Genomic DNA, 26,318 nt, shown 5'->3' on the forward strand with positions numbered 1-26,318 from the left:
TTGCCCTGTCAGGATCTCCAAACCTGACAGGGCTCAGAAAAGGGCCGGTCTCCATATGGCCGACAACCCAGAAAGCTCCGAAAACGGGCATCTCTAACGAGGATATGGAGTTCATGACCAGACTGTTCCGCCTTCCTGCCCTTGCCGTTCCGACGAAGGCGCGTGCCGTCCGGGCCAGCGCACTGGCTCTGACGCTGGCCCTGGCTTCCGGTGCCGTTGCACCGGCTGTCGCTTTCGCCCAGCCGGCTCCGGCTGACCAGAGCGCTCCCGCAGCGGCTCCGGTGGATCCCTCTTCCAACCCGGCAACCCCGACGACGTCAGCCGATCCGGCTGGCGCCCCGGCTGCAGCTGCCCCCAACGATGCCGGCGCTCCGGCAGCCGCTGCTCCTTCCGACAGCGCCGCTCCGGCAACGGCTCCGGCCGACCAGTCTCCTGCCGCCGCCGCAACCCCGGGCGAGAGCGCAACCGCAACTCCGGAAGCACCTGCTCCGCAGGGCAACCCGTATGGCCTTGGCGCCCTGTGGGCCAATGGTGATGCGATTGCCCGTGGCGTTCTGATCATCATGGTGATCATGTCCGCTGGTACCTGGATCATCATGGTCATGAAGTTCCTGGAGCAGGGCCGCGTCTTCGCAGCGTCCAAGGAAGCCGCACGTGAGTTCTGGACCAAGCCGTCCGTTCATGACGGTGCTGCTGCCCTGAAGCCGTCTTCGCCGTTCCGTTACATTGCCGAGACGGGCATCGTGGCTGCCGAGCACCACGAAGGCTCCATGCGTGACTCGATCGATCTGCCGTCCTGGACCGAAATGTCCATCTCGCGTTCGGTCGACACCATCAACACCCGTATGCAGGGCGGTCTCGCCTTCCTCGGTACGGTGGGTTCCACGTCGCCGTTCGTCGGTCTGTTCGGTACGGTCTGGGGTATCTATCACGCCCTGACGGCCATCGGTATTTCCGGTCAGGCATCCATCGACAAGGTCGCTGGTCCGGTTGGTGAATCCCTCATCATGACGGCCATCGGTCTCGCCACCGCTGTTCCGGCCGTGCTGGGTTACAACCTGCTCGTCCGCCGCAACAAGGGTGCCATGGATCGCGTCCGCAACTTCGCTGCTGACATCCAGTCCGTCCTGATCGGCGGCTTCCGTCACGGTGTTGCTCCGGCTGAAGGCGGCATGGCTGTCCCGACCACCATCACCACCAGCGAGCGGGTCTGATACCATGGGAATGAACGTCGGAGGAGGCGGCGGTGACGACGAGGTGGTGTCGGCAATCAACACCACCCCCCTCGTCGACGTCATGCTGGTGCTGCTGATCATCTTTCTGATCACCATCCCCGTCGCCACGCATACGGTGAAGGTCAAGCTGCCGGTTGATGCCAATCAGCCGACACAGACCAAGCCGGGCAACGTTGTCCTGGCCGTGAATGCGAACGGCCAGGTGTTCTGGGACACGACACTCGTCCCGAACCACACCGAACTTCTGAACCGCCTCGTCGAGGCGGCCAAGAAGAAGCCGCAGCCGCAGATCCAGATCCGCGGTGACCAGGCTGCCAAGTATCTGGCAGTCGGCCAGGTGGTTGCAACCTGCCAGGAAGCAGGGATCGCCCACGTGGACTTCATTACCGAGCAGCCTCACTCGAACTGAGGTCGTGTCGGGCCGTTTTGAACGAAGCGGCCCGTTCCTGCTTTCACGTCACCCTTTTGGAGAACCGCCGTCATGGGCATGAGCGTCGGATCTGACAGCACGCACGAAGACGAAGGCATTGTCGATATCAACACCACGCCGTTGATCGACGTGATGCTGGTGCTGCTGATCATGCTGATCATCACCATCCCGCTTCAGACACACTCGGTGGCGATCGATCTGCCTCAGGGCAATCCTCCCCCATCGACCGAACAACCCAAGCTCGTGACCGTCAGCATCGGCTACGACAACAGCATTTCCTGGAACAACGAGCCGATCGCATCCGAGGCCGCTCTTCAGGCCCATTTCGAAGCTGCCGCAGCAATGCCGGACCAGCCTGAAATGCATATCCATCCCGATCGTCTTGCCGACTACAAGACGGTGGCCCATGTTATGGCGGATGCACAGCGTCTCGGCATGACCAAGCTTGGAATTGTCGGTCTGGATCAGTTCATGGAAGGACAGTAATTCGTGTCTTTGTCCCTTTACCGCCGTCTGAGCGCCCGTAACCTTCTGCTGGCCGGTGTCTTCGGTATCGCTGCGCTTGCCGGCTCCGCCCATGCTGACGATGTCCTCGGCCAGGCCGTTGGCAAGGATCTGCAGCAGGCCCAGAGCGCCCTGGCATCCAAGAACTATGCCAAGGCAATGGAAGCCGTCGACGCCGCAGACGCGGTCAAGGGCAAGACCGATTACGAAGCCTACACCACGGCCCAGATGCGTGCGGCCATCGCCGCGCAGTCAGGCAACACGGATGCTGCGATCAAGGCCTATGATGTCCTGATCAACAGCTCCCGTACGCCGAAGGCTGCCAAGGGCCAGATGCTGATGGCGCAGGCCACCATGGCCTACAGCGCCAAGCAGTACGCTCGCGCCATTCCGGCAACCGAGCGTTATCTGAAGGAATACGGCGCCGACCCGCGCATGCAGACGATGCTGATTCAGTGCTACTACCTGCAGCAGGACTGGAAGGGCACGGCCAAGGCCGCGCAGGAGCAGGTCGATGCCACGATCAAGGCTGGCAAGGTTCCGGCCGAGAACCAGCTTCAGATGCTGGCAACGGCTTATACGAACCTGAAGGACGCGGATGCTAAGACGCATGCCTATGTCCTGCTGGCCAAGTACTATTCCAAGCCTGATTACTGGTCGATGCTGATCCACGATCTGGTGGCAAACCCGAACCTTTCGCCGCCGCTCGTTTTCTATGTCGAGCGTCTGCGTCTGGCGACCGGTGTGCTCAAGGATCCGTCCGACTATCAGGATATGGGTGAGCGCGCCGTACAGATGGGCCTGCCCCAGCTGGCGCTCAACCTGCTGAACCAGGGCTATGCCAACCACTCGCTCGGCAATGGTCCGACCGCAGCGTCTGATGCGAAGTTCCATGCCTTTGTGGCCCAGCAGGCTGCGACGAACCGGAGCCAGCTTGCCTCTGCCGTGACGCAGGCCGCTTCTGCTCCAAACGCAGGTCCGGCTTTGACCGCTGGTTACAACCAGGTGCTGAACGGACAGGTTGATGCGGGTCTGGCTCTGATGAAGACGGGTCTGGGCAAGAACCCGCGTTATCCGGATCTGGCGCAGGTCGAATACGGCATGGCGCAGATGGATGGTGGCCAGAAGGCCGAAGCCATCAAGACGTTCTCTTCCGTGCAGGGCAATGGCCCAGCTAAGGATGTTGCCGAACTCTGGTCGCTGCTGCTGTCGCGTCCCGCGAAGTAAGACATCCGTCTTAAAAAAGTATAGAAAAGCCGGGGTTCTGCCCCGGCTTTTTTGTGTTCAGAACGGCAGGATCGCGTCCATGACCTGCTGGCCATAGCGCGGGGTCTGAAGCTGTGTGAGCGTTCCGCGTCCACCATAAGAAATCCGGGCTTCCGCCATACGGTCATGCGTCACGGTATTGTCCGCCGTGATGTCCTGCGGACGCACGATGCCGCTGACTCCCAGTTCCCGCAATTCACTGTTTACCCGCACTTCCTGTTTGCCCATTACGACAAAATTGCCGTTTGGCAGAACCTGGGTGATGGTCCCTGCCAGACGCAGGGTTACGGTCTCGTTGCGGGTGATCTTGCCGGTCGCACCGGAATCACTGCTGCTGGCCGTGTTCAGACTGTCCGCGCCTGTGATCGAACTGATGACCTTGCCCTTGATGCCAAACAGATTGGGAATTCCAAATTTCTCGTCCGCGGTCCGGTCGGCAGTCGTCCCGTTGTTGAAGGCGGCGTTGTCCGTGATGTCCACGATGATCGTGACGAGGTCGCCGACCTGCGATGCGCGCTGATCCTTGAAGAACGCCTTGCTGCCGGAGCGCCAGAGACTTGCGGCCTCGTCAGGGGGCGCCTGCAGGGGCGGCATCGGCATGGTGACGGGACGATAGGAGTTCGCCCGCGTCGGATCCGTGATCGATGTCATGCGGGGTGGCCGGCCGATCTCGGACATCTGCGCGAGGGAATTGCAGGCTGACAGGACCGGCAGAAGGCCGAGCAGCCCCAGAGTGCGAGCAGAATGTCGAAAAGCGTGCCGCATGGGAAAGATGAGATCCGTCTGTTCTGTGTGATCCCAAGCAAACACGAGAGCGGTAAAAAACCTGTTAAGACGCCGCCGGTACAGTGCATTGGCAAGACTCGGACGAGGTCTCGTTGTCGGTGGCAGGCCTCCGGTCTGAGTGTCCCGGTTCCTGCTGCGCCCTTGCCCTGTCAGGAGATGTGGCCGAAAACAACATGGCGTGGGCTGACATTCCGGCCAGCCCGGGCCCATCCTGCCGGGAGACTGCCCCATGCCGACCGTTTCTGCCTCTTCCACCGCGGACAGGTTTTCCGCGTTCCGGTCCTGAGATGGGACTCCGGATTCTGCTGACCGGCGGGCAGGGGTTTGTCGGCCAGCATCTCAAGGCCCGGCTTCAGGACCGCATTCCCGGACATGTGCTGCTGGAAGACCCGATGGACATCCGCGACCGGGCTGCCGTCGAGCGTTTCGTGCGGAATGAAAAGCCGGATGCCTGCCTGCATCTGGCTGCTGTTTCCTCGGTCGCGCGTGCAAAGGCGGAAAGCGCTGATGCCTGGACGGTCAATCTGGACGGGACGCTCATTCTGGCTGAAACCTTCGAGACCCATGCTCCTCAGGCCAGCTTCATCTTCGTCTCAACGGCCGAAGTTTATGGGGCCAGTTTTTCCTCGGGCCAGCCCCTCGACGAATCCGCTGTGATCGCACCGGTCAATGCCTATGCCTCCAGCAAGGCGGCGGCCGATCTGGCCATCGGCAATCTGAGCCGGGAAGGGCTGCACGGCCTGCGCCTGCGCTCTTTTACCCAGGCGGGCACTGGGCAGGATGAAGACGCTATCCTGCCGTTTCTTGCCGCTCAGGTTGCCCGGATCGAAGCCGGACAGCAGGCGCCGACCATCAGAGTGGGCCATCCCGACGCGGGTTTCGACGTTACCGATGTGCGCGACGCCTGTGACGCCTATATCAATGCGCTGGCTCTTCCCCAGCCTCTGCCAAATGGAACCGCTCTGAACATCTGTTCCGGCGTGACCCGCACGGTCCGTTCCATGGCTACTGATCTTCTGGACGTGGCTGGCATCTCGGCGACCGTTGAGGTCGATCCAGACATTCCCTGTCCGTCCGGCCTGCCTTCCATGCGGGGCAATCCAGCCGCCGCCCGGCAGGCGCTGGACTGGAGCCCTCAGATCCCCTGGCATGAGACGCTGGTGAGTGTGCTCAATGACTGGCGTTACCGGATCAAACCCTGAAATGACCGGTCCGGCATCGTCTGATGCTGGACAGTCCGCGAGCAGGCCGTCATTTTCTTTGTGGCCTCCTGTGAATGTCATCGCACCGGCGGACGGGACAGGATTATGGTCAGCAAGGCAGAACCGGAAACCGGAGTTCGTATGACGACAGACCCCCATGACAGCGAAATTACGGTGCTCGCCGCTGCGAACGGCCTGACCATCCCGTCCGAATTCCGTGCCGGGGTGCGGACCAATCTTGAACTTCTGCGCAGCTATGGCGCGTTGATCGAAGGGCTGGAACTGCCGGACCGCCTCGAACCCGCTTTCCGGTACGAACCATGAGCGGCCTTGAACAGCGCACGGTCGCGCTTGCCGCCAGCGTCCGCAAGGGCGAGCGCTCCGCACGCGATCTGGCCGTGAAGGCTCTGGCCGATATCGAAAGCCGGGACGGGAGCTATCACTGTGTCACGCGCCTGCTGATGCAGCGTGCCCTTGAAGCTGCCGAGAGGGTGGATCGTCTTGTGCTGCAGGGCCGCGATCCCGGACCGCTTGCGGGTGTGCCGTTTGGCATCAAGGATCTGTTCGATGTCCGAGGCGAAGTCACGACCGCTGGCTCGAAAGTCCTCGCCAACGATCCGCCTGCCACGCAGGATGCGGTTGTGGTTGCGCACATGATCGCGGCCGGGGCTATTCCCATCGCCCTGACGAACATGGACGAGTTTGCTTACGGGTTCGCCACGATCAACGCCCATTACGGCAACACCCGCAATCTGCATGCTCCCGAGCGTCTGGCCGGTGGATCGTCAGGCGGTTCGGCGGCGGGTGTGGCTGCGCGGATGTTCTCTCTCGGCCTTGGTTCCGACACGAACGGCTCTATCCGCGTTCCGGCGTCGCTCTGCGGCGTGTGGGGGCTGCGGGCGACGCAGGGTCGGTTGTCCGTGGAGGGCAGCTACCCGTTCGTACCGAGCCTCGATACGGTCGGCCCGTTCGCTGACAGTGCGGGCGGACTGAAAGCCTGTTTTGAAGCGCTCTGCGCCAGACCGCTGGCGGAGGTGGATGTCAGCAGCCTGCGCATTGCCCGGCTTGGCGGCTGGTTCGGCGAGAACATGTCGGCGCCGATGCAGACGGCGATCGATACGCTCTCCATGGCGCTGGGAGCAACGGATGTCGTGGAGATCCCCGAAGTGGCGCGTGCGCGGGCTGCGGCATTTGTCATCAGCGCCTCCGAAGGGGCGGGGCAGCATCTCGGACGTCTGCGCACTCAGGCTGGCGAATACGATCCTGCTGTCCGGGACCGTCTGCTGGCTGGGGCTCTTCTGCCGTCCACGCTGATTTTTCAGGCTCATCGCCTGCGGCACTGGTTTCGGGATCGCATGCACGAGGCTTTTGCGAAAACCGACATCCTGCTGGCCCCGGCGCTTGTCGGTGAGGCGCCGCGTTTCGATCAGCCGGAAATCGAAATCGGCGGCAAGATGGTCTCTGCCCGGGCCAATCTGGGTCTTTACACGCAGCCGCTGACATTGGCGGGTTTCCCGGTCCTGACGGTGCCGATGAAGGTTCCGGGGCTGCCGCTCGGTGCGCAGCTGATTGCGCGTCCGGGCCGCGAGGACCAACTCTTTGCTTTGGCTGAAAAGCTGGAAACGGACGGACTGGCGGAAGCCCGTCTGATCTGATTAACGTCCTAGCGCCTCGGCCATCTTTGCGTGGTCGAGGCGCTTTTCCCATGCGGCAATCAGAACCGGGGCGACGCAGTTGCCTGCGAAGTTGCCCACGGCCCGCGCGATCCCTGCAAACCAGTCCACGGCCAGAAGCATCACCAGACTTGCGGGCGGGATGGAGGGCACGCTCGCCAGCGTTGCTGCCAGAATGACGATCGCAAAACCCGGAATCCCGTGCGCGCCTTTGGATGTGATCAGCGCTGTCACCAGCAGTGTCGCGATTTGCCAGACTGTCAGATGCGTTCCGGTGGCATTGGCCAGAAAGATGACTGCCATCCCCAGATAGATCGATAGTGCATCCAGATTGAGTGAATACCCGGCTGGCACCACGATCCCCACGACCTGACGTTCCACCCCGAGTTTCTCAAGCTTGGTCATCAGGCTGGGCAGAACCGCGTCCGATGCCGTGGTTGTGGCGACGATCAGCAGTTCTTCGCGAAAATAACGCGCAAACCGCAGTGGGCTGACGCCCGCAAGCCGCAGACCCCCGCCCAGCGCGCCAACGATAAAAAGCCCCACCAGCAGGAAATACAGCGCCGTAAATCCGGCCAGATGCCCGATGGTCTCCAGTCCGTAACGCGCCGTTGTCGTCACCATCGCGCCGAACACGCCCAGAGGAGCCACGCGGATGATGACGCCCATCATGCGCGAAAACAGTTCGGAAACACTTTCGATCAGCCGGACCAGAGGTGCGCCGCGTTCTCCCATACCGCTCAGGCAGCATCCGGCAAAAATCGCGAAGACCAGAATCTGGAGGACGTTCCCCTGCGTGAAGGCTTCCGCAGGGGTGCGCGGCACGAGCGAGAGCAGGAATCCGCTGATGCCTCCCGCCCGCAGGCTCTGCGCATGTCCGCCATAGGACGCAATCATCCGCATATCTTCGGCCGTTGGCACGAACCCGACGCCCCGGCCGATCCCGAGCCCCATCGCAACCATGACCGCTACGCCAAGCGCGAGCGTCGTCATGATCTCGAAATAGAGCAGGGCCTGTCCCCCGAGCCGCCCGACCGTTTTCAGCGATCCGGCCCCGAGAATACCGAGCGTTACGATACAGAACAGCAGCGGCCCGACCGCCATGATGATGAGGCGCATGAACAGCGCCATCATCCATCCCACATCATCCGCGAGGGCCGGGAAGAACAGTCCGGCGCCAAGCCCGAGTATCGTTGCCAGAACGACCTGCGCGAACAGGTTTCCGGCCAGAGCTCTCACCACGCGGCAACGGCCCCGTCGCTGCGGGGATCGGTCGCGCCTTCGAGGCGTCCGTTTTCGTGGCGGATCAGCGCGCCGGCGTGACCCATGATGATGGACTGTTCGGGGAGTGCTTCGACGGTATGCCCGGCTGCCTCAAGCCGCGACATGACATCCGGACTGAATCCCGGCTCCACCTTGAGCGACAGGCTCTCGTCTCCCCAGGTGCGCCCGAGCAGCCAGCGCGGACGGCAGATCGCTTCCTGAAGTGGCACCTCGTAGCGGACATGACGGCTGAAGATTGCGGCCTGTGTCTGGGGCTGGCCTTCGCCGCCCATGGTGCCATAGACCATTGTGCGCCCGTCCCGCAGTCGTGCGGCAGCCGGGTTGAGCGTACGAAACGGCTTGGCTCCGGGACGCAGGATATTCCAGCCCGAATGGGCCAGACGGAAGGATGATCCGCGGTTCTGCCAGAACAGCCCGCTCTGCGGCAGCATTACGCCGGAGCCAAATTCGAAATACAGGCTCTGGATCATGCTGACCGCAACGCCATTGCGGTCGATCGCCCCCATCCATGTCGTATCGCCCCATTGGGTCTGCTCCGTCCAGGGCAGGGCATGGGTCATGGAAATGCGGGACGCCATCGCCTCCAGTCGTGCCGGATCGGCCAAGAGAGCCCGGGCCCGGGATTCCGAATGTTCGCTGCCATCCGTATAACGGTTGCGGTAGAGGAACGCCTGTTTGGTCGCTTCGACCAGACCATGCACATGCGCAAAGCTTTCCGGCCCGTCGGCACGGCTCAGATGATCCGACAGGGCCAGGATCAGAAGCGAGGCCACGCCCTGTGTGGGCGGGGCGGTATTATAAAGAAAGCCATCGCTGGTTTGGACATGCAGCGGTTCCTTGACCTCTGCCCGATGCGCCAGAAGATCCAGCGACCGGACCGGACTGCCTGCCGCTGCCAGATCGGCGGCCAGACTGCGCGCCAGCGGCCCGTTATAGAAACTGCGCAAGCCGTCCCGGTTCAGCATTCTCAGCGTCTGGGCCAGTTCGGGCGATTTGCGGATACTGCCCGCTGTCCAGGGCTTGCCTTCTGGAAAACAGATCCGTGCCAGCGTCGGATCCGACATGAGTTCCGGCTGCTTCTGCGCCAGAAGAGCCGCCTCGCTCTCTGATACGACCCGCCCGTGTTCTGCATAAAAGATGGCGTCACGAAGAAGCCGATCCAGCGGGAGGGGCTCGCGGATATCGCTGCTCAGTTCCAGTGCCTTCTCCCAGCCCGAGACTGTCCCGGCCACCGTATTGGCCGCAAGCCCGCCACGCCAGGGAATGACGTTGTGCCCAGCCTCGGCATACACCGCATGATCCGCTCCCATGGCCAGCGCCCCACAGGCGTCGATGGCCACCGTCCGTCCGTCAGGATAGCAGATCAGCCAGAACGCATCGCCGCCCAGTCCCGTCATGTGCGGATAGACGACTGCCAGCGTGGAAGCCGTGGCCACGATCGCTTCGATCGCTGTTCCGCCCTCGCGCAGGACGTCCAGTCCCGCCTGACTGGCCAGATGATGCGGAGACGTTACCATTCCGCCGAGAGCATTGGGTGTCAGCATGGCAGCGTCCTCAGAGGGGCATGAGATCGGGCTGGAGGCGTGGGATATGGGCGCAGAGCGTCCGGATCAGCAGTTCTTCCGGCCCTTGCGCCACCTGATGGCGGGTGGACGCAATGAACTCGACCTGCGGCATTTCCGGCAGTAGGCCTGCTGTGCAATGAGAGAGGTGCTCCACGTTGCGCAGGAATGCCGGCTGCGGGGTTACGCCATATCCGGCGCGCACAGCCGCCAGAAGCGCGCCGAGACTGCCGCTGGTAAAGGCCAGATGCCAGGCACGCCCGGCCTTGTTGAGCGTTTCGATTGCCAGACGTCGCGTGACGCTGCCATCGGGGAATGTCACGAGCGGAATGGACTGCTCGGCCGGAAACTCCGTTCCCGCAGGCGCATACCAGCGCATGTCCTCGGTCCACAGCTTCTGTCCGCGTGTCTCCGTCGTACGCCGCATTCCGCACCAGACGTCCAGCTCTCCCTGTTCCAGAAGCTGCGCAAGATAGGCCGACAGACCGACTGTCATGGTGATCTGAAGCGAGGGATGAGACGCGCGGAATGTTCCGAGGATTTCGGGAAACCGCGTCAGAAGCAGGTCTTCCGTCACGCCCAGACGGATGGTCCCGCGCGGGGCTTCCTGCCGGAAGCGGGACAGGATGCTGTCCTCACACTGAAGAAGCTGCCGCGCCAGACCGATCAGTGCCATGCCGTCTTCCGTCAGCCGCACACTCTTGGTGCTCCGGGCCAGAAGGCGCGTTCCAAGCTGTTCCTCCAGCCGGCTGACATGCTGGCTGATCGTGGACTGGCTTACTCCCTGACTCTGCGCGGCTGACGTGAAATGCAGCGTTTCCGCGACCGCGAGAAAGGATTGCAGATGGAACGGGTCGAGATGCATCTGATCTTTCATCCCAATATGTGGGACCATATTTATTGGCAGGTCAACTTGATCTGACTCCGTTATGAGAGCACAGTTCCACCCGTCTTGACACATCATCCCGGACAGGAGCCCCCATGACAGCCCACGGAGCCCGCGCCGTCGAGCGGTGCCGTATTCTCGCGGATGTCCCTTTCAGCGAGACACCGGGCAGTCTGTTCCGCTTCTGGCTCGGCCCCGCCTATCAGCGCACGCTCACACAGGTTGCGCAGTGGATGGAAGAGGCCGGGCTGACCACCCGTCTGGATGCTGCCGGGAGCCTGATCGGGCGCTATGAAGGCCTGACGCCCGGCGCCCCAGCGCTGATGATCGGCTCACATCTTGATACCGTCCGCAATGGCGGTGCGTTTGACGGGAATCTTGGGGTCATGCTGGGGATCGAGCTGGTCTCCGCCCTGAATGAAGAGGGAACGCGCCTGCCATTCGCCATCGAAGTCATGGGCTTCGGGGACGAGGAAGGCTCGCGCTTTGCGGCTCCCATGATCTGCTCCCGTGCCATGGCCGGGCTGATCGAGTCCGTTCCTGAAAACATGACGGATGCGTCCGGTGTGACCGTGGCCGACGCCATGATCCGTTACGGCCTCGATCCCGCTGGTCTGAGCGAAGCCGCCCGTCGCCCGGATGAGCTGATCGCTTATATCGAACCCCATATCGAACAGGGTCCGGCCATCGAAAGCGCGGATGGTGAGATCGGCGTTGTCACCGCCATCGCCGCCCAGACCCGTCAGCGCGTGACTGTCACCGGCCAGTCCGATCATGCGGGCACGACACCCATGACCATGCGTCAGGATGCCCTGACGGCTGCCGCTGAAATGATCCTTGCGGTCGAACGCAATGGTGCGTCGGGGGGTGCCACGCAGGTTGCCACGGTGGGCCAGATTGACGTGACGCCAAACACGTCGAACGTTATCCCCGGCGAAGTCCGCTTCTCGCTCGACATGCGGGCCGAAACCAATGAGGCCCGTGATGCCATGGCGGAGGCAATCCGCACCGATCTGCGTGCCATCGCTGACCGTCGCGGTCTGGGCATTGCGTTCGATACTCCGCAATACCTGCCTGCCGCTGCCTGCGCGCCTGAACTGGTGGAAGGTCTGGCGCGGGCTGTCACAAGTGTCACCGGTCGCCCGGCCCAGCGCCTTCTGAGCGGTGCAGGGCATGACGCCATGGCCATGGTCGATCTGTGCCCGATGGGGATGCTGTTCATCCGCAGCCCCGGCGGCCTGAGCCATCATCCCGATGAAACTGTCCGCGTGGGAGATGTCGATCTCGCCCATCGCGCCCTGCTTGCCTTCGTCAAGGAGTTCCAGTCATGAGCCACCCTGCGACTTTCGCCCAGCTCGATCCGCCGTCCCGTCTGCTGATGGGTGCAGGACCGACGAATGTCCATCCGCGTATCCTGCGTGCCATGTCCTATGACGTGATCGGCCAGATGGACCCGGAAATGACCGCCTATATGGATGAGGTCATGGCCCTGTATCGTGAGGTCTTCCGCACGAAGAACCACTGGACGCTGCTGGTGAACGGCTCGGCCCGTTCGGCTATTGAGGCTGCGCTGGTATCGCTGGTCTCGCCGGATATGAAGGTCGTCATTCCGCGCTTTGGCCGTTTCGGGCTGCTGCTGACGGAAATCGTTCATCGCTGCGGCGGTATTCCATGCACGGTGGACGTCGAATGGGGACAGGTTGTCGATCCGGCCGCCATCGAAGCTGCCATCATCGAGCACAAGCCCGGTCTGGTCGCCTGTGTTCATGGCGACACCTCCACCACGACCGCCCAGCCGCTCGAAGAGATCGGCCGTCTCTGCCGCAAACATGATGTGCTGTTCTATGTGGATGCCACGGCCACGCTCGGCGGCATGACCTTCGAGACCGATGCCTGGAACATCGACGTCGCCACGGCAGGTCTGCAGAAATGCCTGAACGGCCCTCCGGGTTCTGCACCCATCACGCTGTCCGAGCGTGCCGTTGCCGCCATTCTCAAGCGTCGCCATGACGAAGCGGGCATTGCCACTGGTCAGCCGCAGGGTGATGGCCCGGTCATCCAGTCGAACTATTTCGATCTGGCGATGCTGATGAATTACTGGTCCCCGGCGCGGATGAACCATCACACCGAAGCCACGTCCATGCTCTACGCCGCCCGTGAGACGGCGCGTCTGGTTGTGGAAGAAGGTGTGGAAGCCCGCGTTGCCCGCCATGTGAGAGCAGGGCGCGCCATGGTCGCCGGGCTGCGCGCCATGGGCCTGAAGGTTTACGGTGACGATGCCACGCGCATGAGCAATGTCACAGGCGTCTGGGTTCCGGAAGGCGTGGACAATGCCCGTATCCGCCAGCTCATGCGCGACGATTTCGGGATCGAGATTGTCTCATCCTTCGGTCCGCTGACCGGCAAGATCTGGCGTATCGGGGCAATGGGCATCAATGCCCGCAAGGACAAGGTCCTGCTCACGCTCGCAGCTTTCGATTCCGTGCTGGCCGCCGAGGGCGTAAAACTCAACCGCGGCGCAGGCGTGGATGCTGCCCGCGCCGCCTGGGACGCTGCCTGATCGGTCTTCGGACCGGAAGTTCTATTCCTTCAGATGGTTCTTCCGGCCCGATCCGCTTTTCTTTCCGCCACCGTCTTCCTTGTTGACGGTGGCCCAGGCTCGGCGCTCGGCTTCCTTGTCGGAGACGCCACGCTTTTCGTAGCCTTCCTCGATATGCTCTGCCTGACGTTTCTGCTTGTCCGTATAGGCTGACTTGTCTCCACGAGGCATGATCCTGCCCTCCTGTATGAGATCCAGCCCCCTCTACGCTCGAACCCGGCCTGCGTTCCCGACAGTTCGCCATACACAAACAGGTGTGCGGGGTTGATCCGAACTCCCTGTGGCGCGAGCATTCCCGCACATATTTCCGGCTGGAGAACACGTAGAATGTCGATCGTCTTCCATCACACGCCCGAACGCGCGAAGATCTGGAGCGAGAAGTTCGCGAAGGCCCGTCCTGACATCCCGTTTCATATCTGGCCGGAAACCGGCCCGAAAGAAGATGTGCGCTATCTCGCGGCCTGGAAGACGCCGGACGATCTCGCCACGCTTTTTCCCAATCTTGAAGTCCTGTTCTCGCTGGGCGCGGGGATCGACCAGCTCAACCTCGCCAATGTGCCACCGGGGGTGAAGATCATCCGCATGGTGGAGAGTAGTCTGGTGGAGGGCATGATTGAATATGTCCTGTGGGCGGTTCTGTCCTTTCACCGGGACATGTTCCGCTATGCCCGCCAGCAGCGCGAACATGTCTGGGACGGCTCGCATAACCGTCCCGCGAAGCTCTACCGTGTTGGCCTCATGGGCATGGGAGAACTGGGCAGTCCGGTTCTGGAGAAGCTCGTTTCCTTCGGATACGAGTGCCGGGGCTGGAGCCGCAGTCGTCGCGAGGTTCCGGGCGTAAAGTCCTTTGCCGGGGCAGGGGAGCTGGACGCCTTTCTGGCGGAAACCGACATTCTGGTCTGTCTCGTCCCGCTGACGGACGCCACGCGCGGCATCCTCAATCGCAGCCTGTTTGAAAAGCTGCCCAAAGGGGCTTGCCTCATCAACTGTGGCCGCGGTGGTCATCTGGTGCAGGACGATCTGATTCCGGCTCTCGACAGCGGCCAGCTTTCACAGGCCGTCCTCGATGTCGCCACGCCGGAGCCCCTGCCGCCTGAACATCCGTTCTGGAATCATCCGCGTATTTTCCTGACCCCGCATATCGCCAGCGCCGCCCAGTCGGACACGGCAGCCGAGGCCGTTCTGGCCAATCTGCGGCGCTACGAAGCCGGTGAACCCATGACCGGCGTGATCGATACCGGACGTGGCTATTGAGGTATCGAAGCGGTTTTTGCATTTTCTGGCTTGCCAACCCCCAAGGGCTCGGTTAGAACGCGCCCACCTTGATGGGTGCGCCGGTGTAGCTCAGCTGGTAGAGCACGTCATTCGTAATGATGGGGTCGGGAGTTCGAATCTCTTCACCGGCACCATCAAGGTCTTCCGAAAATCTGGATCTGTTACGGCTGTGTCCTATTATATCGGACGCAGATAACGGTGTTTCCCTCCCGGGATCCGGATCTTCACAATTTTTCAAAATATTGCAGATACAATCCGCTTCCTCTGGGCAATCTGCCTGCGATGGGACTACGATGAATGTCGATATCCCGATGCGGAGGGCTGCCTGAGGAGGGCAGACTGTCAAAAGACGGCTCCCTGCGTTAGGTTAGGAGCCCGATGTCTGACCGTTTCCATAAACGACTGTGGCGCAACGCCGTCAGCTTTTCCCGCAGCCAGGAGCCTCACGCTTCCATTCACGCGGTGGAAGGCCTGCGTGAATGCCCGACCTGCGGCCTTTTCCAGCACGTTCCGCGCCTGAAACCCGGACATCTTGCCGAATGCCTGCGCTGCGGCTGCCAGCTGGCCCGTCGTCGCAGAACGTCCCTGATCGGCGCTCCGGCCGCTTTCTGCATTACGTCTGCCGCGCTTTACGCGACGCTCCTCATCAGTTCCCTCATGACGCTGAACGTCTATGGGCGTGAAAACACCGTCTCGCTGATGAGCGGTCCGATTGAGCTTGGCCATCAGGGCTATGGCATGATCGGTGTTCTCGTTGCACTGGTGACGATCCTCATGCCGGGCGTCATCATCGGTCTGATGGGTGCCATTCTCTATGGCGCGTCACGGCCCCAGATGCCTGACTGGACCCCACGTCTGCTCACTTGGTACGACCGCCTGCGTGGCTGGTCGATGGTGGAAGTCTATGTCCTTGGCGTGCTTGTAGCCTACACCAAGCTCGTGGACCTTGCCCTCGTCATCCTGCAGCCCGGCGTCTATCTTCTGGGTGGTCTGATGCTGAGCATGGCCGCCGTGGACTCGACCTTCGATGCTGAGCGTATCTGGCGCAGCCGCGACATCCAGCCCAAGCTTGACGATCATCAGGGCCATCTGCTGGATGTTGCTCATCTGGATGCCCGCAACGGCGTGATCCCTCCCGTAGAGAACATGCTCTCCTGTTACGCCTGCAATCTGGTTCTGGCCTTCGATCATGCCGTGCCGCAAGAACACGATATGGGCGACTGTCCCCGCTGTGGTCAGATCCTGCGTCGCCGCAAGCCCCAGAGCCTGTCCTCGGCAACCTGCCTTCTGGTGGCCGGCGTCGTGTTCTACCTGCCAGCCAATCTTCTGCCGGTCATGACCTACACCAAGGTCGGGCATGGCGCGCCCAGCACCATCACCAGTGGCGTGATCGAGTTGTGGCAGGCCGGGATGATTCCGCTCTCCCTGTTGGTGCTCTTTGCCAGTATCACCGTGCCTGTCCTCAAGATCATCGCCCTGACGATCATGATCATCTGTACCCGTCTCAGATCCAGCTGGCAGCTGCGGCATCTGGCGAAGCTCTATCGTCTTGTCGTCATCATCGGTCGCTGGTCCATGATTGACGTTTTCATGATTTCCATCCTCGTTGCCGTCGTGCATTTCGGCTTTCTGGCCAATGTCACGGCTGATCCGGGGATGGTCTGCTTTGCGCTGGTGGTGATCCTGACCATTTTTGCCGCAGAGCTGTTTGATCCCCGCGGAATGTGGGATGCCGCCGGCCTGAATGGTGCGGTCGCCAGTCCCGCGACGGGCAACCGGGAGCCGGAGACATCGTCTGCGGATGCTCCCGTTCCCCATCTGCCTTCTTCTGACCCTACTGACATGGAGCCTGGACGCGCGTGAGCGATTCCCGAAACAACCGGGGGGAGCCAACGGTCTCGCCGAAGGAAGCCCCGGTGCGCCGCACCCGCTTCTCCCTCATTCTGCTGATTCCGGTGGTGGCCATCCTCATCGCCGGATGGCTGGCGTGGGAGCATTTTGCCACGCGTGGTCCTGAAATCACCATTACGTTCGAGACCGCAGATGGCCTGACTCCGGGCCAGACGCAGGTGAAAAACAAGGCCGTGACTCTGGGCACCGTGCAGGACATCACCTTGAGCGACGACATGAAACATGTCGACGTGACGGTCCAGATGAACGCCAACAGCTCCCATATCCTGACCGATCATACCCGGTTCTGGGTCGTGCGCCCGCGGATCAACGGCGCCAGCATCACTGGTCTCGATACGCTGTTCTCGGGCGCCTATATCGCTCTGGACCCCGGTACGGATGACGGCCACTACCAGAAGTCCTTCAAGGGGCTGGAGTCGCCTCCGGGCGTCCGTTCGGATCAGCCAGGCGAGACATTCTGGCTGGTCTCTCCGTCGCTGGGTTCGCTTGGTCCGGGGTCGCCGGTCTTCTTCCGCGACCTTCAGGTGGGTGAGGTTCTGGGCTACACGATGCCGCCGGGCGGGAAGGGGCCCATCGTCATCCAGGCTTTCGTCAAGGAGCCCTATGATCACTATCTGCGCACGGACAGCCGTTTCTGGAACGTCTCCGGGGTTCAGGTCGGTCTTGGTGCCGGTGGTCTGAAGGTCCAGCTCAAATCGCTTCAGGCTCTGTTCTCGGGCGGTATTGCTTTCGGCCTGCCGGAGCGTCGCCGTAACATCGATCTGCCTGATGCGCCCGCCAATTCGGTTTTCAAGCTCTATGCCAGTGAAGCTGATGCCGACAATGCCCGCTATCACAAGCGCCTGCGTGTCGTGACCTATATCAACTCGTCCGTCAAAGGCCTCACGAGCGGCAGCCAGGTCACCATGTTTGGGCTGCAGATCGGTACGGTTAACGACGTCCGCCTCCTCCTCGAAGGCCCTACGAAGCTTCCCCGTGTCCGCGTGGATATGGAACTCGAGCCTGAGCGCATGCTGTCCAACTGGGATGACCGGATCGAGAACAGCAAGGAGCCGCCCGTCGAGAAGTATCTTCAGGCCTTTGTCGCTGAGGGTATGCGGGCCTCGGTCCAGAGCGCCAGTTTCCTGACCGGCGAGTCCATGATCGCCTTGCAGTTCGTCAAGAATGCGCCTGCTACGACACTGACCTATGAAGGCGATATCGCCGTCCTTCCAAGTCAGGCAGGTGGCATGGATGGCATCATGGAGTCTGTCTCCACTATCACCGACAAGATCGCAGCCATGCCGCTGACCGAAATCGGTGGTCATGTGAACGATCTTCTGGCGCATGCGGATGGTCGTTTGAACAGTCCTGAGGTCACGCAGTCCCTCGCGGCGCTGCGCGATTCGCTTCAGAACCTGAGCAAACTGACGAAGAACGCCAACCAGAACCTGCCGGCACTGATGAAGGGTCTGCAGGGCACCCTGACCAATGCCCAGTCGGTTCTAGGGGCTTATGGCGGCGATACGGATTTCCACCGCAGTCTTCAGAACATGATCACCCAGCTGACCCAGATGTCCCGCTCCCTGCGGTTCCTCACGGATTATCTGGATCACCATCCTTCCGCTCTCATCACCGGCCGCAGGAACTGAGCCATGACACAGTCTTTGACGTCCCGCCTTCGTGTCCTGTCCCTGATGGGGGCTCTGGGTCTGACGGGTTTTCTCTCGGCCTGCAGCAGTGATCCGACGCTTTACACACTGGCGCCTCTGCCGGGCATCTCCCAGGCGGGAGGGCCGGTCGTGGTCGAGGTGCGTACGCCTGTTGTGAGTGCGCGACTGGATCGCGATACGATCGTGAAGGCCAGTGAGGATTACCAGACCAAGCTGGCCTCTGGCAGCAGCTGGAGTGAAGCGCTGCCGGACATGCTGGGCCATACGCTGATGACCGATCTGGCCCAGCGTTTGCCGGGTACGACCGTGTTTGCTCAGGGTGATGCGGTCACGACGACACCCACGGCCTATGTCGAACTGACCATTCGCAATTTCGAAGCCGATTCGGTCGGGCATGCTCTTGTGACCGGCATGCTGTCTGTTCATCCGGCCGGAAAGATGATCGGGCCCGTTGTAACCTCGCCTGTGGTCTGGCAGTCGGCGGAACCTGTGGCCTCCAGCACGTCAAAGCTGACCGCAGCGCTCAGCCAGGGTGTCGCGGCCATTGCCGATCAGGCGGCTGCAAAACTGCGCGTCCTGCCGCCTCCTGTGACGGACTGAGAGGCGCAGGCACACAAACAAAAAGGGCTCCCGAGAGGGAGCCTTTTTTGTAGGTAATTCAGCGGTTGAAAAGCGTCAGAGCTTTTCAACCTGCGTGAAGTCCAGATCGACAGGTGTGGAGCGTCCGAAGATGGAGACGCTGACCTTGAGGCGCTGACGCTCGTCGTCGACATCTTCGATCATGCCGGTGAAGGAGGTGAACGGACCATCGGCCACGCGAACCTGTTCGCCAATCTCGAAGGACAGGCTGGAACGGGGGCGCTCAACGCCTTCCTGGGCCTGCTTCATGATCCGATCGGCTTCGGCGGCCGTGATGGGGGTCGGACGGTTGCGCGTTCCGAGGAAGCCCGTGACCTTGGGAGTGTCCTTGACGAGATGCCAGGCTTCGTCCGTCAGTTCCATTTTGACAAGAACATAACCCGGGAAGAACTTGCGCTCTGCATTGACCTTACGGCCGCGGCGCATTTCCGTCACATCTTCAGAAGGAACGAGAATCTGCTCGAAATGGTCGGAAAGGCCTTTCTGTGCTGCCTGCTCCTGAATGTGACTCGCGATTTTTTTCTCGAATCCGGAATAGACATGCACAACGTACCAACGCTTCGCCATGGTGCGAACCTAGCCTCCAACGCCAAATAGTTCGCGGACGCCGAGGCCGATCACCTGGTCCACGATGAAGAAGAAGATGCAGGTCACGGTAACCATGACGAGCACGGCACCTGACGTGATCAGGGTGTTACGACGAGTCGGCCATGTGACGCGCTTTGCTTCGGCGCGGACATCACGAACGTATGCGACCAGATTGAAGCCGGATCCGTGCTTTTGAGGCGCCGTTTTCCGCGACTCGTCTTTCGGGGTACTGACCGACACCATCGTCCTCGAATCAAGTGAAAAACCCGCTCCCGGTGTCGGGAAGGACATCCGGCGAGAAGGAGTGGCAGGGGTGGAGGGTCTCGAACTCTCAACCTCCGGTTTTGGAGACCGGCGCTCTAGCCAATTGAGCTACACCCCTATCATCGGACAGGACATCTTTGGAATGTCATGCCAGCGACAGTGGCCGCAAAAGAGAATGTTCAGGAACAAAAGTCAAGTGCCTCGAACATCTTTGTTGTGGAATTTCCATTTTGGCTTTTCCCCTCTTGCGGGGGGCAAAAAGAATGGAGTAAGGACTGCCTCACCTGAGCGGGCGTAGCATAGTGGTAATGCAGTAGCCTTCCAAGCTTCTGAGGAGGGTTCGATTCCCTTCGCCCGCTCCAGGAATTCCCAGAAAATCTGCTATCCAGGCCTTATTGCCACTGACAGGGCACATGCGATGGCGAGGCTTCTCCGAACTGGAGAATCTGCAGCGCAACTGCTGCGTCGCCAACATTGCCTGACAGGTGGCCTTTCGGATCCGAGCCGTGCGATGCGGGTGCTAGATCTTCACTGAGCAGGATATCGCCCGGATTCAGCTCCACGCTGGTTCCGTCCATCGCCTTGACGAAATAGATTCCGGAAAGCGGTACGATCCACTGCACCTGATGGCTTTCGTTCCATCCGCCTTTCCAATGCGGAGGCTGAACGCGCATTGTCACGGTTGCCGGTCCGTCATGAGGGCTGCTGAGCATGATCTTGTCACTGTCTGACGCGATCGAATCCTCATGGAATGTCGACATCTTGCACTTCGTCAGATGCGTAACCCCCTGAGGGTCCGTCCAGTTGTCCCAGTAGGAAATAGTGGGGAACGAAGGCTTGTCTTCAATCGGGGTTGCCTGTGCTGCGGTCGTGAGTGCAGGGACGGACAGGGCGCCGAGCAGGAAAAAGAGGTGCTTCTGGATGGACATCGGGTCTCCATGGTTGTTTGCGGGAAAAGGTATCGTAAGGATGTGATCTGACGGGACGAGATCTCCCGAAAAATCACTGCAGCACCCCTTTCATGCCAGCCCCTAAGGGCAAAACGCAAACCCACGTCATGATCCCGGAGGGTTGAGCGGGCAATTTGCGTATCGTCTCGGTTGCGCAGGAACCGGACAGCGTGCTAGAGGCGGCGCCAAGTGGAGGACCGGGTTTCAGACGAATCCTGCGCAGGAACGTGTATGCCCGGTCCGGACAGTTTTGATGCAAGGAACCGGATAAGCCGGTTCCGGCCGCACTCTGCGGCGGATTTAGTGAGACGGAACACGCGTGTGACGGTGACACAGGTGCCGCAGGTTGGACATACAGGGGGCTTGGCCCAGCGCTATGCCCGTGCGCTTTATGACCTCGCTTCGGAGCAGGGAAATCTTTCCGACGTTCTGGGTGAAGTAAAGGTGCTGCGTGCCGCCATTGCCGACAGCGACGATCTGCGGAAGTTCCTGGCTGATGCCCGGATGGACATCCGTCAGGGCCGGACGGTTTCGAACGTCCTGATGTCGAAGCTCGGTTTCGGAGACGTCCTGCGCCGTTTTGTTGGCGTCATTGCCGATAATCGCCGCCTGCCTGATCTTGCATCCATTCTGGACGGTGTCCTGGCGCTTGATTCCGCCCTGCGTGGTGAAGTCGTTGCCGAGGTCCGCTCCGCACAGCCTCTGACCGACACGCAGCGCAGCCAGCTTCAGGCCCGTCTGGCCGAAGCCGGTTACAGCCGCGTGTCCATGACCGAACGTACGGACGCTGCCCTGCTTGGCGGCATGACCGTACGGATCGGTTCCACACTGTTTGATACTTCGATCGCCGGGCGCCTGACCCGCCTGCAGAACGCCATGAAGGGAGCCGCGTGATGGATATCCGTCCCGCTGAGATTTCGGACATCCTCAAGCAGCAGATCGCGTCGTTCGACCAGGTCGAGACCGTTTCCGAGACGGGCACCGTCCTGTCCATCGGCGACGGCATCGCCCGCGTCTACGGCCTGACGAACGTCATGGCCGGTGAAATGGTTGAGTTCGAAGGCACGGGCCTCAAAGGCATGGCGCTGAACCTCGAAGCCGACAATGTCGGTGTGGTTCTGTTCGGCGACGGCGACAGCATCCGCGAGGGCGATACCGTCCTGCGGACGAAGTCCGTGGTTGAAGTGCCGGTCGGCAAGGGTCTGCTGGGACGTGTTGTCGATGGTCTCGGCAACCCGATCGACGGCCGCGGCCCGCTGACGGATGTCGAATACCGTCGTGCCGAAGTGAAGGCTCCGGGCATCATGCCGCGCCAGTCGGTCAGCGAACCGATGCAGACGGGCATCAAGGCCATTGATGCTCTCGTTCCCATTGGACGTGGCCAGCGTGAGCTGATCATCGGTGACCGTCAGACGGGCAAGACCGCCATCCTGATCGACACCATCGTCGCCCAGAAGCCGGTCAATGCTGGGGGCGATCCGAAGAAGTCCCTGTACTGCATCTATGTTGCCATCGGCCAGAAGCGCTCCACGGTTGCCAACCTGGTGCGTACGCTGACCGAGCAGGGCGCGATGGAGTACTCCATCGTTGTCGCCGCTACGGCGTCCGATGCGGCTCCGATGCAGTATCTTGCACCGTACACGGCCTGCGCCATGGGCGAGTACTTCCGCGATAACGGTATGCATGCTCTTGTCTGCTACGACGATCTGTCCAAGCAGGCTGTGGCCTATCGTCAGATGTCGCTCCTGCTGCGTCGTCCGCCGGCACGTGAAGCCTTCCCGGGTGACGTGTTCTACCTGCACTCCCGTCTGCTGGAGCGTGCGGCCAAGATGTCCGACGCCCATGGCGGCGGCTCCCTGACGGCCCTGCCGGTCATCGAGACGCAGGCTGGCGATACGGCAGCCTACATCCCGACCAACGTGATCTCCATCACCGACGGTCAGATCTTCCTTGAGACGGATCTGTTCTACAAGGGCATCCGCCCTGCCGTGAACGTCGGTGGTTCGGTGTCCCGCGTGGGGTCCGCAGCCCAGATCAAGGCGATGAAGCAGGTTGCCGGCAAGATCAAGCTGGAGCTGGCCCAGTATCGTGAAATGGCTGCGTTCTCGCAGTTCGCTTCCGATCTGGATGCCGCAACTCGCAAGCAGCTGGATCGTGGTGCCCGTCTGGTTGAGCTGCTCAAGCAGCCCGAGACGTCCCCGCTGCCGGTCGAAGAACAGGTTGTTGTCCTGTATGCCGGTACGCGCGGTTACGTTGATCCGATCGCCGTGGACAAGGTTGTGGCCTATGAAGCCGCTCTTCTGTCCGAGATGCGCGGTGCGGGCTCTGACATCCTGACGGCCATCCGCAATGACCGCCAGATCAAGCCGGAGACGGAAGGCAAGCTCAAGGAGCTGCTCGAAGCATTCGGCAAGCGCTTTTCGGCCTGAGGATAGCCCATGGCTTCGCTGAAGGAACTGCGGGGACGGATCACGGGCGTCAAATCGACGCGCAAGATCACGAACGCAATGAAAATGGTCGCAGCCTCCAAGCTGCGGCGCGCCCAGATGCAGGCCGAAGCGGCCCGTCCCTATGCCGACGCCATGCGTCGCATGATGGCGGAGCTGGCGACGGCCACCCGTGGTGAGGACGCAGCCAGTCTGCCGCGTCTTCTCGCGGGAACAGGCAAGGACCAGACCCATCTCGTGGTGGTGCTGACCTCCGACCGTGGCCTTGCCGGTGGCTTCAACGCCAATATCGTCCGCAGTGCCCGTCAGCTGGTCGACACGCTTGTCTCTGAAGGCAAGACGGTCCGCATCCTGCCGGTTGGTCGCAAGGGAGCAGACATCCTCGTGCGTCACTATCCGGAGATGATCATCGATCGTCTCGCTGGCAGTGATGGCAAGGATGTGGGTTTCGACAAGGCGACCGATATTGGAAGCCGGATCGCCACCATGCTGGAAGCGGGCGAGATCGACCGCTGCACACTGGTTTATAACCGCTTCCTCAACGCCATGACGCAGGTTCCGGTCCAGGCGCCTCTGGTTCCGCTTTCGGTTCCCGAGAATGACAACGCCGCACCCGATGCCGATACGGCGCAGTACGAATTCGAGCCCGACGAGGCAACACTCCTGACGCAGCTTCTGCCGCGCAACCTGCAGGTCCAGATTTTCTCGGCCATGCTGGAAAGCGCTGCGGGCGAGCAGGGCGCGCGGATGACCGCGATGGACAATGCCAGCCGCAATGCGAGCAAGGCCATCGACCGTCTGTCGCAGAAGTACAACCGCACGCGTCAGGCCAACATCACCAACGATCTGATCGAAATCATCTCCGGCGCAGAAGCCGTTTGAGATCACGCAGGAGACGAATCCGATGTCCGAAACTCTTACCCCTTCTGCCGGAGCTGCCAACAACGTGGTCGGCCGTGTCACCCAAGTGCGTGGTCCGGTCGTGGACGTGCAGTTCGAAGGCGATCTTCCCTTCATCCTGAACGCCCTGCACGTCCAGAACGGCGATCACACGCTGGTTCTGGAAGTGGCCCAGGAAATTGGCGAGCGTCAGGTCCGCTGCATTGCCATGGACACGACCGACGGTCTGGTTCGCGGTACCGAAGTCCGTGACACGGGCAAGCAGATCATGGTGCCGGTTGGCCCGGCAACGCTCGGCCGTATTCTGAACGTCGTTGGTGAACCCATCGACGAGCGTGGTCCTATCAGCAGCGAACTGCGCTTCCCGATCCACCGCCCGGCTCCGTCTTTCGAAGAGCAGGCTGCTGCGTCCGAGATCCTCGTGACCGGCATCAAGGTCGTCGATCTTCTCTGCCCATACCTCAAGGGTGGTAAGATCGGCCTCTTCGGTGGTGCAGGCGTCGGCAAGACGGTCATCATCCAGGAGCTCATCAACAACATCGCAAAGGCCCACGGTGGCGTGTCCGTTTTCGCAGGTGTCGGTGAGCGTACCCGTGAAGGTAATGACCTGTACTTCGAAATGCAGGACGCAGGCGTCATCAAAATCGCTGAAGATGGCTCGACCGAGGGTTCCAAGGTTGCGCTGGTCTATGGTCAGATGAACGAGCCGCCGGGAGCCCGTTCGCGCGTAGCCCTGACGGGTCTGTCGCTTGCGGAATACTTCCGTGACGAAGAAGGTCAGGACGTTCTGTTCTTCGTGGATAACATCTTCCGCTTCACGCAGGCTGGTTCCGAAGTCTCCGCACTTCTGGGCCGTATCCCGTCCGCAGTGGGCTACCAGCCGACGCTGGCCACTGAAATGGGTGCCCTGCAGGAGCGTATTACCTCCACGAAGAAGGGCTCCATCACGTCTGTTCAGGCCGTGTATGTCCCTGCTGACGATTTGACCGATCCGGCTCCGGCAGCAACCTTCGCGCATCTTGACGCCACGACGGTTCTGAACCGTTCGATCGCTGAAATGGGCATCTATCCGGCTGTTGATCCGCTGGATTCCACGTCCCGTTCGCTCGATCCGAAGATCGTTGGTGAAGAGCACTACCAGGTTGCGCGTCAGGTTCAGCAGACGCTCCAGACCTACAAGGGCCTGCAGGACATCATCGCGATTCTCGGCATGGACGAACTGTCCGAAGACGACAAGAAGATCGTTGGTCGCGCCCGCCGCATCCAGCGCTTCCTGTCCCAGCCTTTCCATGTAGCCGAAGTCTTCACGGGCGCTCCTGGCAAGCTGGTCTCGCTGGAAGACACGATCCGTTCCTTCAAGGCTGTCGTGGCTGGCGAATACGATCACCTGCCAGAAGGCGCCTTCTACATGGTCGGTGACATCGACGAGGCCGTTGCGAAGGCCGAGAAGATGAAGCAGGAGGCCTGATCCGATGCCGCTTCGCATCGAGATCGTCAGCCCGGAAAAGCGCCTTGTCGAACGTGAAGTCGACATGGCCGTGGTCCCGGGCATGGAAGGCGATATTGCAGCCATGCCGGACCGCGCACCGCTGATGCTTCAGCTGCGGGGTGGCGTTGTGGCCCTTTATCAGGGTGACAAGATCGTGGACCGTTACTTCGTGACGGGCGGTTTTGCGGATATGGGCGCTGATCACTGCACCATTCTGGCCGACTCTGCACAGCTCATGAGCGAGCTGTCCGTGGATGAGGCCAAGAGCCGCCTGCGTGACCTTGAAAGCCGTTGGGCCGAAATCGGTCCGAACGACGTGGACATGCACGACCAGATCAGCCGCGAACTGCAGTCAGTTCGTGCTGAGCTGGAAGCCGTTCAGGAACACGGTCCGGCCTGATCCGACTTTTCAGACTAAATTTGAGAGACCCGCTTCATCGCAAGGTGAAGCGGGTTTTTCTTTGCCATTTTTCAAGATTCTAGATTCGCAAGTACGCGCCGATGCCTTGAATAACGTCGTGCCTAAGCATCAAGCGTATCATCTGAGTGGTTCCTGAGCTGTTGCGAGGTGAGGGTGCTGGCTGCCTCTGCTCAGAAACCTTTTAGCTTTGCTTGGTCACCTACTCTGGAGCGGAGGGAAGGCTTTCTAAAGAACGCTATGCTCAAGGGTAAGGCGCGATAATACGTGCCTCTCTGCTCAACAGGGATTGCACGAGCATCAAACTAAGAAGTTCAAAGAAAACGACAGGAAAAAGCGCCTTTTTGGCGCTTTTTCT

General features: G+C 61.2%; 26 protein-coding genes and 3 tRNA genes. 20 read left to right on the forward strand and 9 right to left on the reverse strand.

Annotated features, from left to right (window positions below):
• Positions 1–113: 113 nt before the first annotated feature.
• The 4 genes from GRO01_RS12535 to GRO01_RS12550 all read left to right on the forward strand — a co-directional run bounded on the left by GRO01_RS12535 (position 114) and on the right by GRO01_RS12550 (position 3,396).
• Entirely contained in the window at positions 114–1,214 is a 1,101-nt protein-coding gene (locus GRO01_RS12535; RefSeq protein ID WP_062507730.1) for a MotA/TolQ/ExbB proton channel family protein, read from the forward strand.
• Between the two features lie 4 nt (positions 1,215–1,218).
• Positions 1,219–1,644 carry an ExbD/TolR family protein gene (locus tag GRO01_RS12540; RefSeq protein ID WP_011252841.1) on the forward strand — a complete coding sequence of 142 codons (426 nt, stop codon included), beginning with the start codon at positions 1,219–1,221 and terminating at the stop codon, positions 1,642–1,644.
• A gap of 72 nt (positions 1,645–1,716) precedes the next feature.
• A complete protein-coding gene (locus GRO01_RS12545; protein ID WP_062507680.1) occupies positions 1,717–2,151 on the forward strand; it encodes an ExbD/TolR family protein in 435 nt (144 codons plus the stop codon).
• 3 nt (positions 2,152–2,154) lie between these two features.
• The gene (locus GRO01_RS12550; RefSeq protein ID WP_062507682.1) at positions 2,155–3,396 is read left to right on the forward strand and encodes a tetratricopeptide repeat protein; all 1,242 of its coding nucleotides are present in this window, start codon (positions 2,155–2,157) and stop codon (positions 3,394–3,396) included.
• 57 nt (positions 3,397–3,453) lie between these two features.
• Here the strand turns inward: GRO01_RS12550 and flgH are convergent, their stop codons facing one another.
• A complete protein-coding gene (gene flgH / locus GRO01_RS12555) occupies positions 3,454–4,200 on the reverse strand; it encodes a flagellar basal body L-ring protein FlgH (RefSeq protein WP_062507684.1) in 747 nt (248 codons plus the stop codon).
• 308 nt (positions 4,201–4,508) lie between these two features.
• Between flgH and GRO01_RS12560 the strand changes: the two genes are divergently transcribed.
• The 3 genes from GRO01_RS12560 to GRO01_RS12570 all read left to right on the forward strand — a co-directional run bounded on the left by GRO01_RS12560 (position 4,509) and on the right by GRO01_RS12570 (position 7,078).
• On the forward strand, positions 4,509–5,423 hold the full coding sequence (locus GRO01_RS12560) for a GDP-mannose 4,6-dehydratase (protein ID WP_062507732.1): 915 nt from the start codon (positions 4,509–4,511) through the stop codon (positions 5,421–5,423).
• A 141-nt stretch (positions 5,424–5,564) separates the two neighbouring features.
• On the forward strand, positions 5,565–5,747 hold the full coding sequence (locus tag GRO01_RS12565; RefSeq protein ID WP_062507734.1) for a DUF4089 domain-containing protein: 183 nt from the start codon (positions 5,565–5,567) through the stop codon (positions 5,745–5,747).
• Positions 5,744–7,078: an AtzE family amidohydrolase gene (locus GRO01_RS12570; protein ID WP_062507686.1), complete on the forward strand. Its 1,335-nt coding sequence runs from the start codon at positions 5,744–5,746 to the stop codon at positions 7,076–7,078. The genes GRO01_RS12565 and GRO01_RS12570 overlap by 4 nt, the downstream gene beginning before the upstream one ends.
• Here GRO01_RS12570 and GRO01_RS12575 read toward each other — a convergent pair whose 3' ends face one another.
• From GRO01_RS12575 to GRO01_RS12585, 3 genes are read right to left on the reverse strand one after another with little or no spacing between them, the layout of a single operon-like run.
• Positions 7,079–8,338, reverse strand: coding sequence for a cation:dicarboxylate symporter family transporter (locus tag GRO01_RS12575; RefSeq protein ID WP_083541234.1), 1,260 nt, complete (start codon positions 8,336–8,338; stop codon positions 7,079–7,081).
• Positions 8,332–9,924, reverse strand: a complete 1,593-nt coding sequence (locus GRO01_RS12580) for a gamma-glutamyltransferase family protein (protein ID WP_174787455.1) — start codon at positions 9,922–9,924, stop codon at positions 8,332–8,334. Before GRO01_RS12580 ends, GRO01_RS12575 begins: the two co-directional genes overlap by 7 nt.
• Positions 9,925–9,934: 10 nt before the next feature.
• Positions 9,935–10,807: a LysR family transcriptional regulator gene (locus tag GRO01_RS12585; RefSeq protein WP_231490081.1), complete on the reverse strand. Its 873-nt coding sequence runs from the start codon at positions 10,805–10,807 to the stop codon at positions 9,935–9,937.
• Between the two features lie 116 nt (positions 10,808–10,923).
• On the opposite strand from GRO01_RS12585, the gene GRO01_RS12590 reads away from it, so the two are divergent.
• Together GRO01_RS12590 and GRO01_RS12595 are read left to right on the forward strand one after the other, a co-directional pair.
• Positions 10,924–12,159 carry an allantoate amidohydrolase gene (locus GRO01_RS12590; protein WP_062507688.1) on the forward strand — a complete coding sequence of 412 codons (1,236 nt, stop codon included), beginning with the start codon at positions 10,924–10,926 and terminating at the stop codon, positions 12,157–12,159.
• On the forward strand, positions 12,156–13,388 hold the full coding sequence (locus GRO01_RS12595) for a pyridoxal-phosphate-dependent aminotransferase family protein (RefSeq protein ID WP_062507689.1): 1,233 nt from the start codon (positions 12,156–12,158) through the stop codon (positions 13,386–13,388). Before GRO01_RS12590 ends, GRO01_RS12595 begins: the two co-directional genes overlap by 4 nt.
• A gap of 21 nt (positions 13,389–13,409) precedes the next feature.
• Here GRO01_RS12595 and GRO01_RS12600 read toward each other — a convergent pair whose 3' ends face one another.
• Positions 13,410–13,598 carry a hypothetical protein gene (locus tag GRO01_RS12600; RefSeq protein WP_062507691.1) on the reverse strand — a complete coding sequence of 63 codons (189 nt, stop codon included), beginning with the start codon at positions 13,596–13,598 and terminating at the stop codon, positions 13,410–13,412.
• A gap of 156 nt (positions 13,599–13,754) precedes the next feature.
• On the opposite strand from GRO01_RS12600, the gene GRO01_RS12605 reads away from it, so the two are divergent.
• The 5 genes from GRO01_RS12605 (at position 13,755) to GRO01_RS12625 (ending at position 18,865) form a co-directional block, all read left to right on the forward strand.
• Entirely contained in the window at positions 13,755–14,681 is a 927-nt protein-coding gene (locus tag GRO01_RS12605; protein WP_062507693.1) for a 2-hydroxyacid dehydrogenase, read from the forward strand.
• A gap of 79 nt (positions 14,682–14,760) precedes the next feature.
• Positions 14,761–14,836, forward strand: a tRNA-Thr gene (locus GRO01_RS12610).
• A gap of 244 nt (positions 14,837–15,080) precedes the next feature.
• A complete protein-coding gene (locus GRO01_RS12615) occupies positions 15,081–16,565 on the forward strand; it encodes a paraquat-inducible protein A (protein WP_062507695.1) in 1,485 nt (494 codons plus the stop codon).
• Positions 16,562–18,244: a PqiB family protein gene (locus GRO01_RS12620; RefSeq protein WP_062507697.1), complete on the forward strand. Its 1,683-nt coding sequence runs from the start codon at positions 16,562–16,564 to the stop codon at positions 18,242–18,244. The genes GRO01_RS12615 and GRO01_RS12620 overlap by 4 nt, the downstream gene beginning before the upstream one ends.
• Before the next feature lie 3 nt (positions 18,245–18,247).
• A complete protein-coding gene (locus tag GRO01_RS12625) occupies positions 18,248–18,865 on the forward strand; it encodes a PqiC family protein (protein ID WP_062507699.1) in 618 nt (205 codons plus the stop codon).
• 75 nt (positions 18,866–18,940) lie between these two features.
• On the opposite strand, the gene nusG is transcribed toward GRO01_RS12625, so the two are convergent.
• The 3 genes from nusG to GRO01_RS12640 all read right to left on the reverse strand — a co-directional run bounded on the left by nusG (position 18,941) and on the right by GRO01_RS12640 (position 19,874).
• Entirely contained in the window at positions 18,941–19,471 is a 531-nt protein-coding gene (nusG, locus tag GRO01_RS12630) for a transcription termination/antitermination protein NusG (RefSeq protein WP_011252857.1), read from the reverse strand.
• A gap of 9 nt (positions 19,472–19,480) precedes the next feature.
• A complete protein-coding gene (secE, locus tag GRO01_RS13385; protein ID WP_231490083.1) occupies positions 19,481–19,735 on the reverse strand; it encodes a preprotein translocase subunit SecE in 255 nt (84 codons plus the stop codon).
• A gap of 62 nt (positions 19,736–19,797) precedes the next feature.
• Positions 19,798–19,874, reverse strand: a tRNA-Trp gene (locus GRO01_RS12640).
• Positions 19,875–20,044: 170 nt separating this feature from the next.
• On the opposite strand from GRO01_RS12640, the gene GRO01_RS12645 reads away from it, so the two are divergent.
• Positions 20,045–20,118: transfer RNA gene (locus GRO01_RS12645), tRNA-Gly, on the forward strand.
• A 30-nt stretch (positions 20,119–20,148) separates the two neighbouring features.
• Here the strand turns inward: GRO01_RS12645 and GRO01_RS12650 are convergent.
• Positions 20,149–20,685, reverse strand: a complete 537-nt coding sequence (locus tag GRO01_RS12650) for a cupin domain-containing protein (protein ID WP_062507701.1) — start codon at positions 20,683–20,685, stop codon at positions 20,149–20,151.
• Positions 20,686–21,027: 342 nt separating this feature from the next.
• Here GRO01_RS12650 and atpH point away from each other — a divergent pair, with 342 nt between their 5' ends.
• The 5 genes from atpH to atpC are packed head-to-tail and all read left to right on the forward strand — an operon-like array spanning position 21,028 to position 25,942.
• Positions 21,028–21,600: an ATP synthase F1 subunit delta gene (gene atpH / locus GRO01_RS12655; protein ID WP_062507703.1), complete on the forward strand. Its 573-nt coding sequence runs from the start codon at positions 21,028–21,030 to the stop codon at positions 21,598–21,600.
• Positions 21,600–23,135, forward strand: coding sequence for a F0F1 ATP synthase subunit alpha (gene atpA, locus GRO01_RS12660; RefSeq protein WP_062507705.1), 1,536 nt, complete (start codon positions 21,600–21,602; stop codon positions 23,133–23,135). Before atpH ends, atpA begins: the two co-directional genes overlap by 1 nt.
• A 9-nt stretch (positions 23,136–23,144) precedes the next feature.
• Entirely contained in the window at positions 23,145–24,035 is an 891-nt protein-coding gene (locus GRO01_RS12665; RefSeq protein ID WP_062507707.1) for a F0F1 ATP synthase subunit gamma, read from the forward strand.
• A 22-nt stretch (positions 24,036–24,057) separates the two neighbouring features.
• Positions 24,058–25,521, forward strand: a complete 1,464-nt coding sequence (atpD, locus tag GRO01_RS12670; protein WP_062446300.1) for a F0F1 ATP synthase subunit beta — start codon at positions 24,058–24,060, stop codon at positions 25,519–25,521.
• A 4-nt stretch (positions 25,522–25,525) separates the two neighbouring features.
• Positions 25,526–25,942, forward strand: a complete 417-nt coding sequence (atpC, locus tag GRO01_RS12675; RefSeq protein ID WP_041111694.1) for an ATP synthase F1 subunit epsilon — start codon at positions 25,526–25,528, stop codon at positions 25,940–25,942.
• The last annotated feature ends 376 nt before the right edge of the window (positions 25,943–26,318 follow it).

It is taken from the genome of Gluconobacter roseus NBRC 3990, from assembly GCF_006538885.1.
Taxonomy (GTDB): domain Bacteria; phylum Pseudomonadota; class Alphaproteobacteria; order Acetobacterales; family Acetobacteraceae; genus Gluconobacter; species Gluconobacter roseus.

Coding starts and splice junctions, on each gene's coding strand:
- GRO01_RS12565 (WP_062507734.1), top strand. CDS start 5,565: ATGACGACAGACCCCCATGACAGCGAAATTACGGTGCTCGCCGCTGCG.
- GRO01_RS12615 (WP_062507695.1), top strand. CDS start 15,081: ATGTCTGACCGTTTCCATAAACGACTGTGGCGCAACGCCGTCAGCTTT.
- GRO01_RS12560 (WP_062507732.1), top strand. CDS start 4,509: ATGGGACTCCGGATTCTGCTGACCGGCGGGCAGGGGTTTGTCGGCCAG.
- GRO01_RS12650 (WP_062507701.1), bottom strand. CDS start 20,685: ATGTCCATCCAGAAGCACCTCTTTTTCCTGCTCGGCGCCCTGTCCGTC.
- GRO01_RS12545 (WP_062507680.1), top strand. CDS start 1,717: ATGGGCATGAGCGTCGGATCTGACAGCACGCACGAAGACGAAGGCATT.
- atpC (WP_041111694.1), top strand. CDS start 25,526: ATGCCGCTTCGCATCGAGATCGTCAGCCCGGAAAAGCGCCTTGTCGAA.
- GRO01_RS12570 (WP_062507686.1), top strand. CDS start 5,744: ATGAGCGGCCTTGAACAGCGCACGGTCGCGCTTGCCGCCAGCGTCCGC.
- GRO01_RS12585 (WP_231490081.1), bottom strand. CDS start 10,807: ATGCATCTCGACCCGTTCCATCTGCAATCCTTTCTCGCGGTCGCGGAA.
- GRO01_RS12535 (WP_062507730.1), top strand. CDS start 114: ATGACCAGACTGTTCCGCCTTCCTGCCCTTGCCGTTCCGACGAAGGCG.
- secE (WP_231490083.1), bottom strand. CDS start 19,735: ATGGTGTCGGTCAGTACCCCGAAAGACGAGTCGCGGAAAACGGCGCCT.
- GRO01_RS12625 (WP_062507699.1), top strand. CDS start 18,248: ATGACACAGTCTTTGACGTCCCGCCTTCGTGTCCTGTCCCTGATGGGG.
- GRO01_RS12665 (WP_062507707.1), top strand. CDS start 23,145: ATGGCTTCGCTGAAGGAACTGCGGGGACGGATCACGGGCGTCAAATCG.
- flgH (WP_062507684.1), bottom strand. CDS start 4,200: ATGCGGCACGCTTTTCGACATTCTGCTCGCACTCTGGGGCTGCTCGGC.
- atpD (WP_062446300.1), top strand. CDS start 24,058: ATGTCCGAAACTCTTACCCCTTCTGCCGGAGCTGCCAACAACGTGGTC.
- GRO01_RS12595 (WP_062507689.1), top strand. CDS start 12,156: ATGAGCCACCCTGCGACTTTCGCCCAGCTCGATCCGCCGTCCCGTCTG.
- GRO01_RS12580 (WP_174787455.1), bottom strand. CDS start 9,924: ATGCTGACACCCAATGCTCTCGGCGGAATGGTAACGTCTCCGCATCAT.
- GRO01_RS12600 (WP_062507691.1), bottom strand. CDS start 13,598: ATGCCTCGTGGAGACAAGTCAGCCTATACGGACAAGCAGAAACGTCAG.
- atpA (WP_062507705.1), top strand. CDS start 21,600: ATGGATATCCGTCCCGCTGAGATTTCGGACATCCTCAAGCAGCAGATC.
- GRO01_RS12540 (WP_011252841.1), top strand. CDS start 1,219: ATGGGAATGAACGTCGGAGGAGGCGGCGGTGACGACGAGGTGGTGTCG.
- nusG (WP_011252857.1), bottom strand. CDS start 19,471: ATGGCGAAGCGTTGGTACGTTGTGCATGTCTATTCCGGATTCGAGAAA.
- GRO01_RS12590 (WP_062507688.1), top strand. CDS start 10,924: ATGACAGCCCACGGAGCCCGCGCCGTCGAGCGGTGCCGTATTCTCGCG.
- GRO01_RS12605 (WP_062507693.1), top strand. CDS start 13,755: ATGTCGATCGTCTTCCATCACACGCCCGAACGCGCGAAGATCTGGAGC.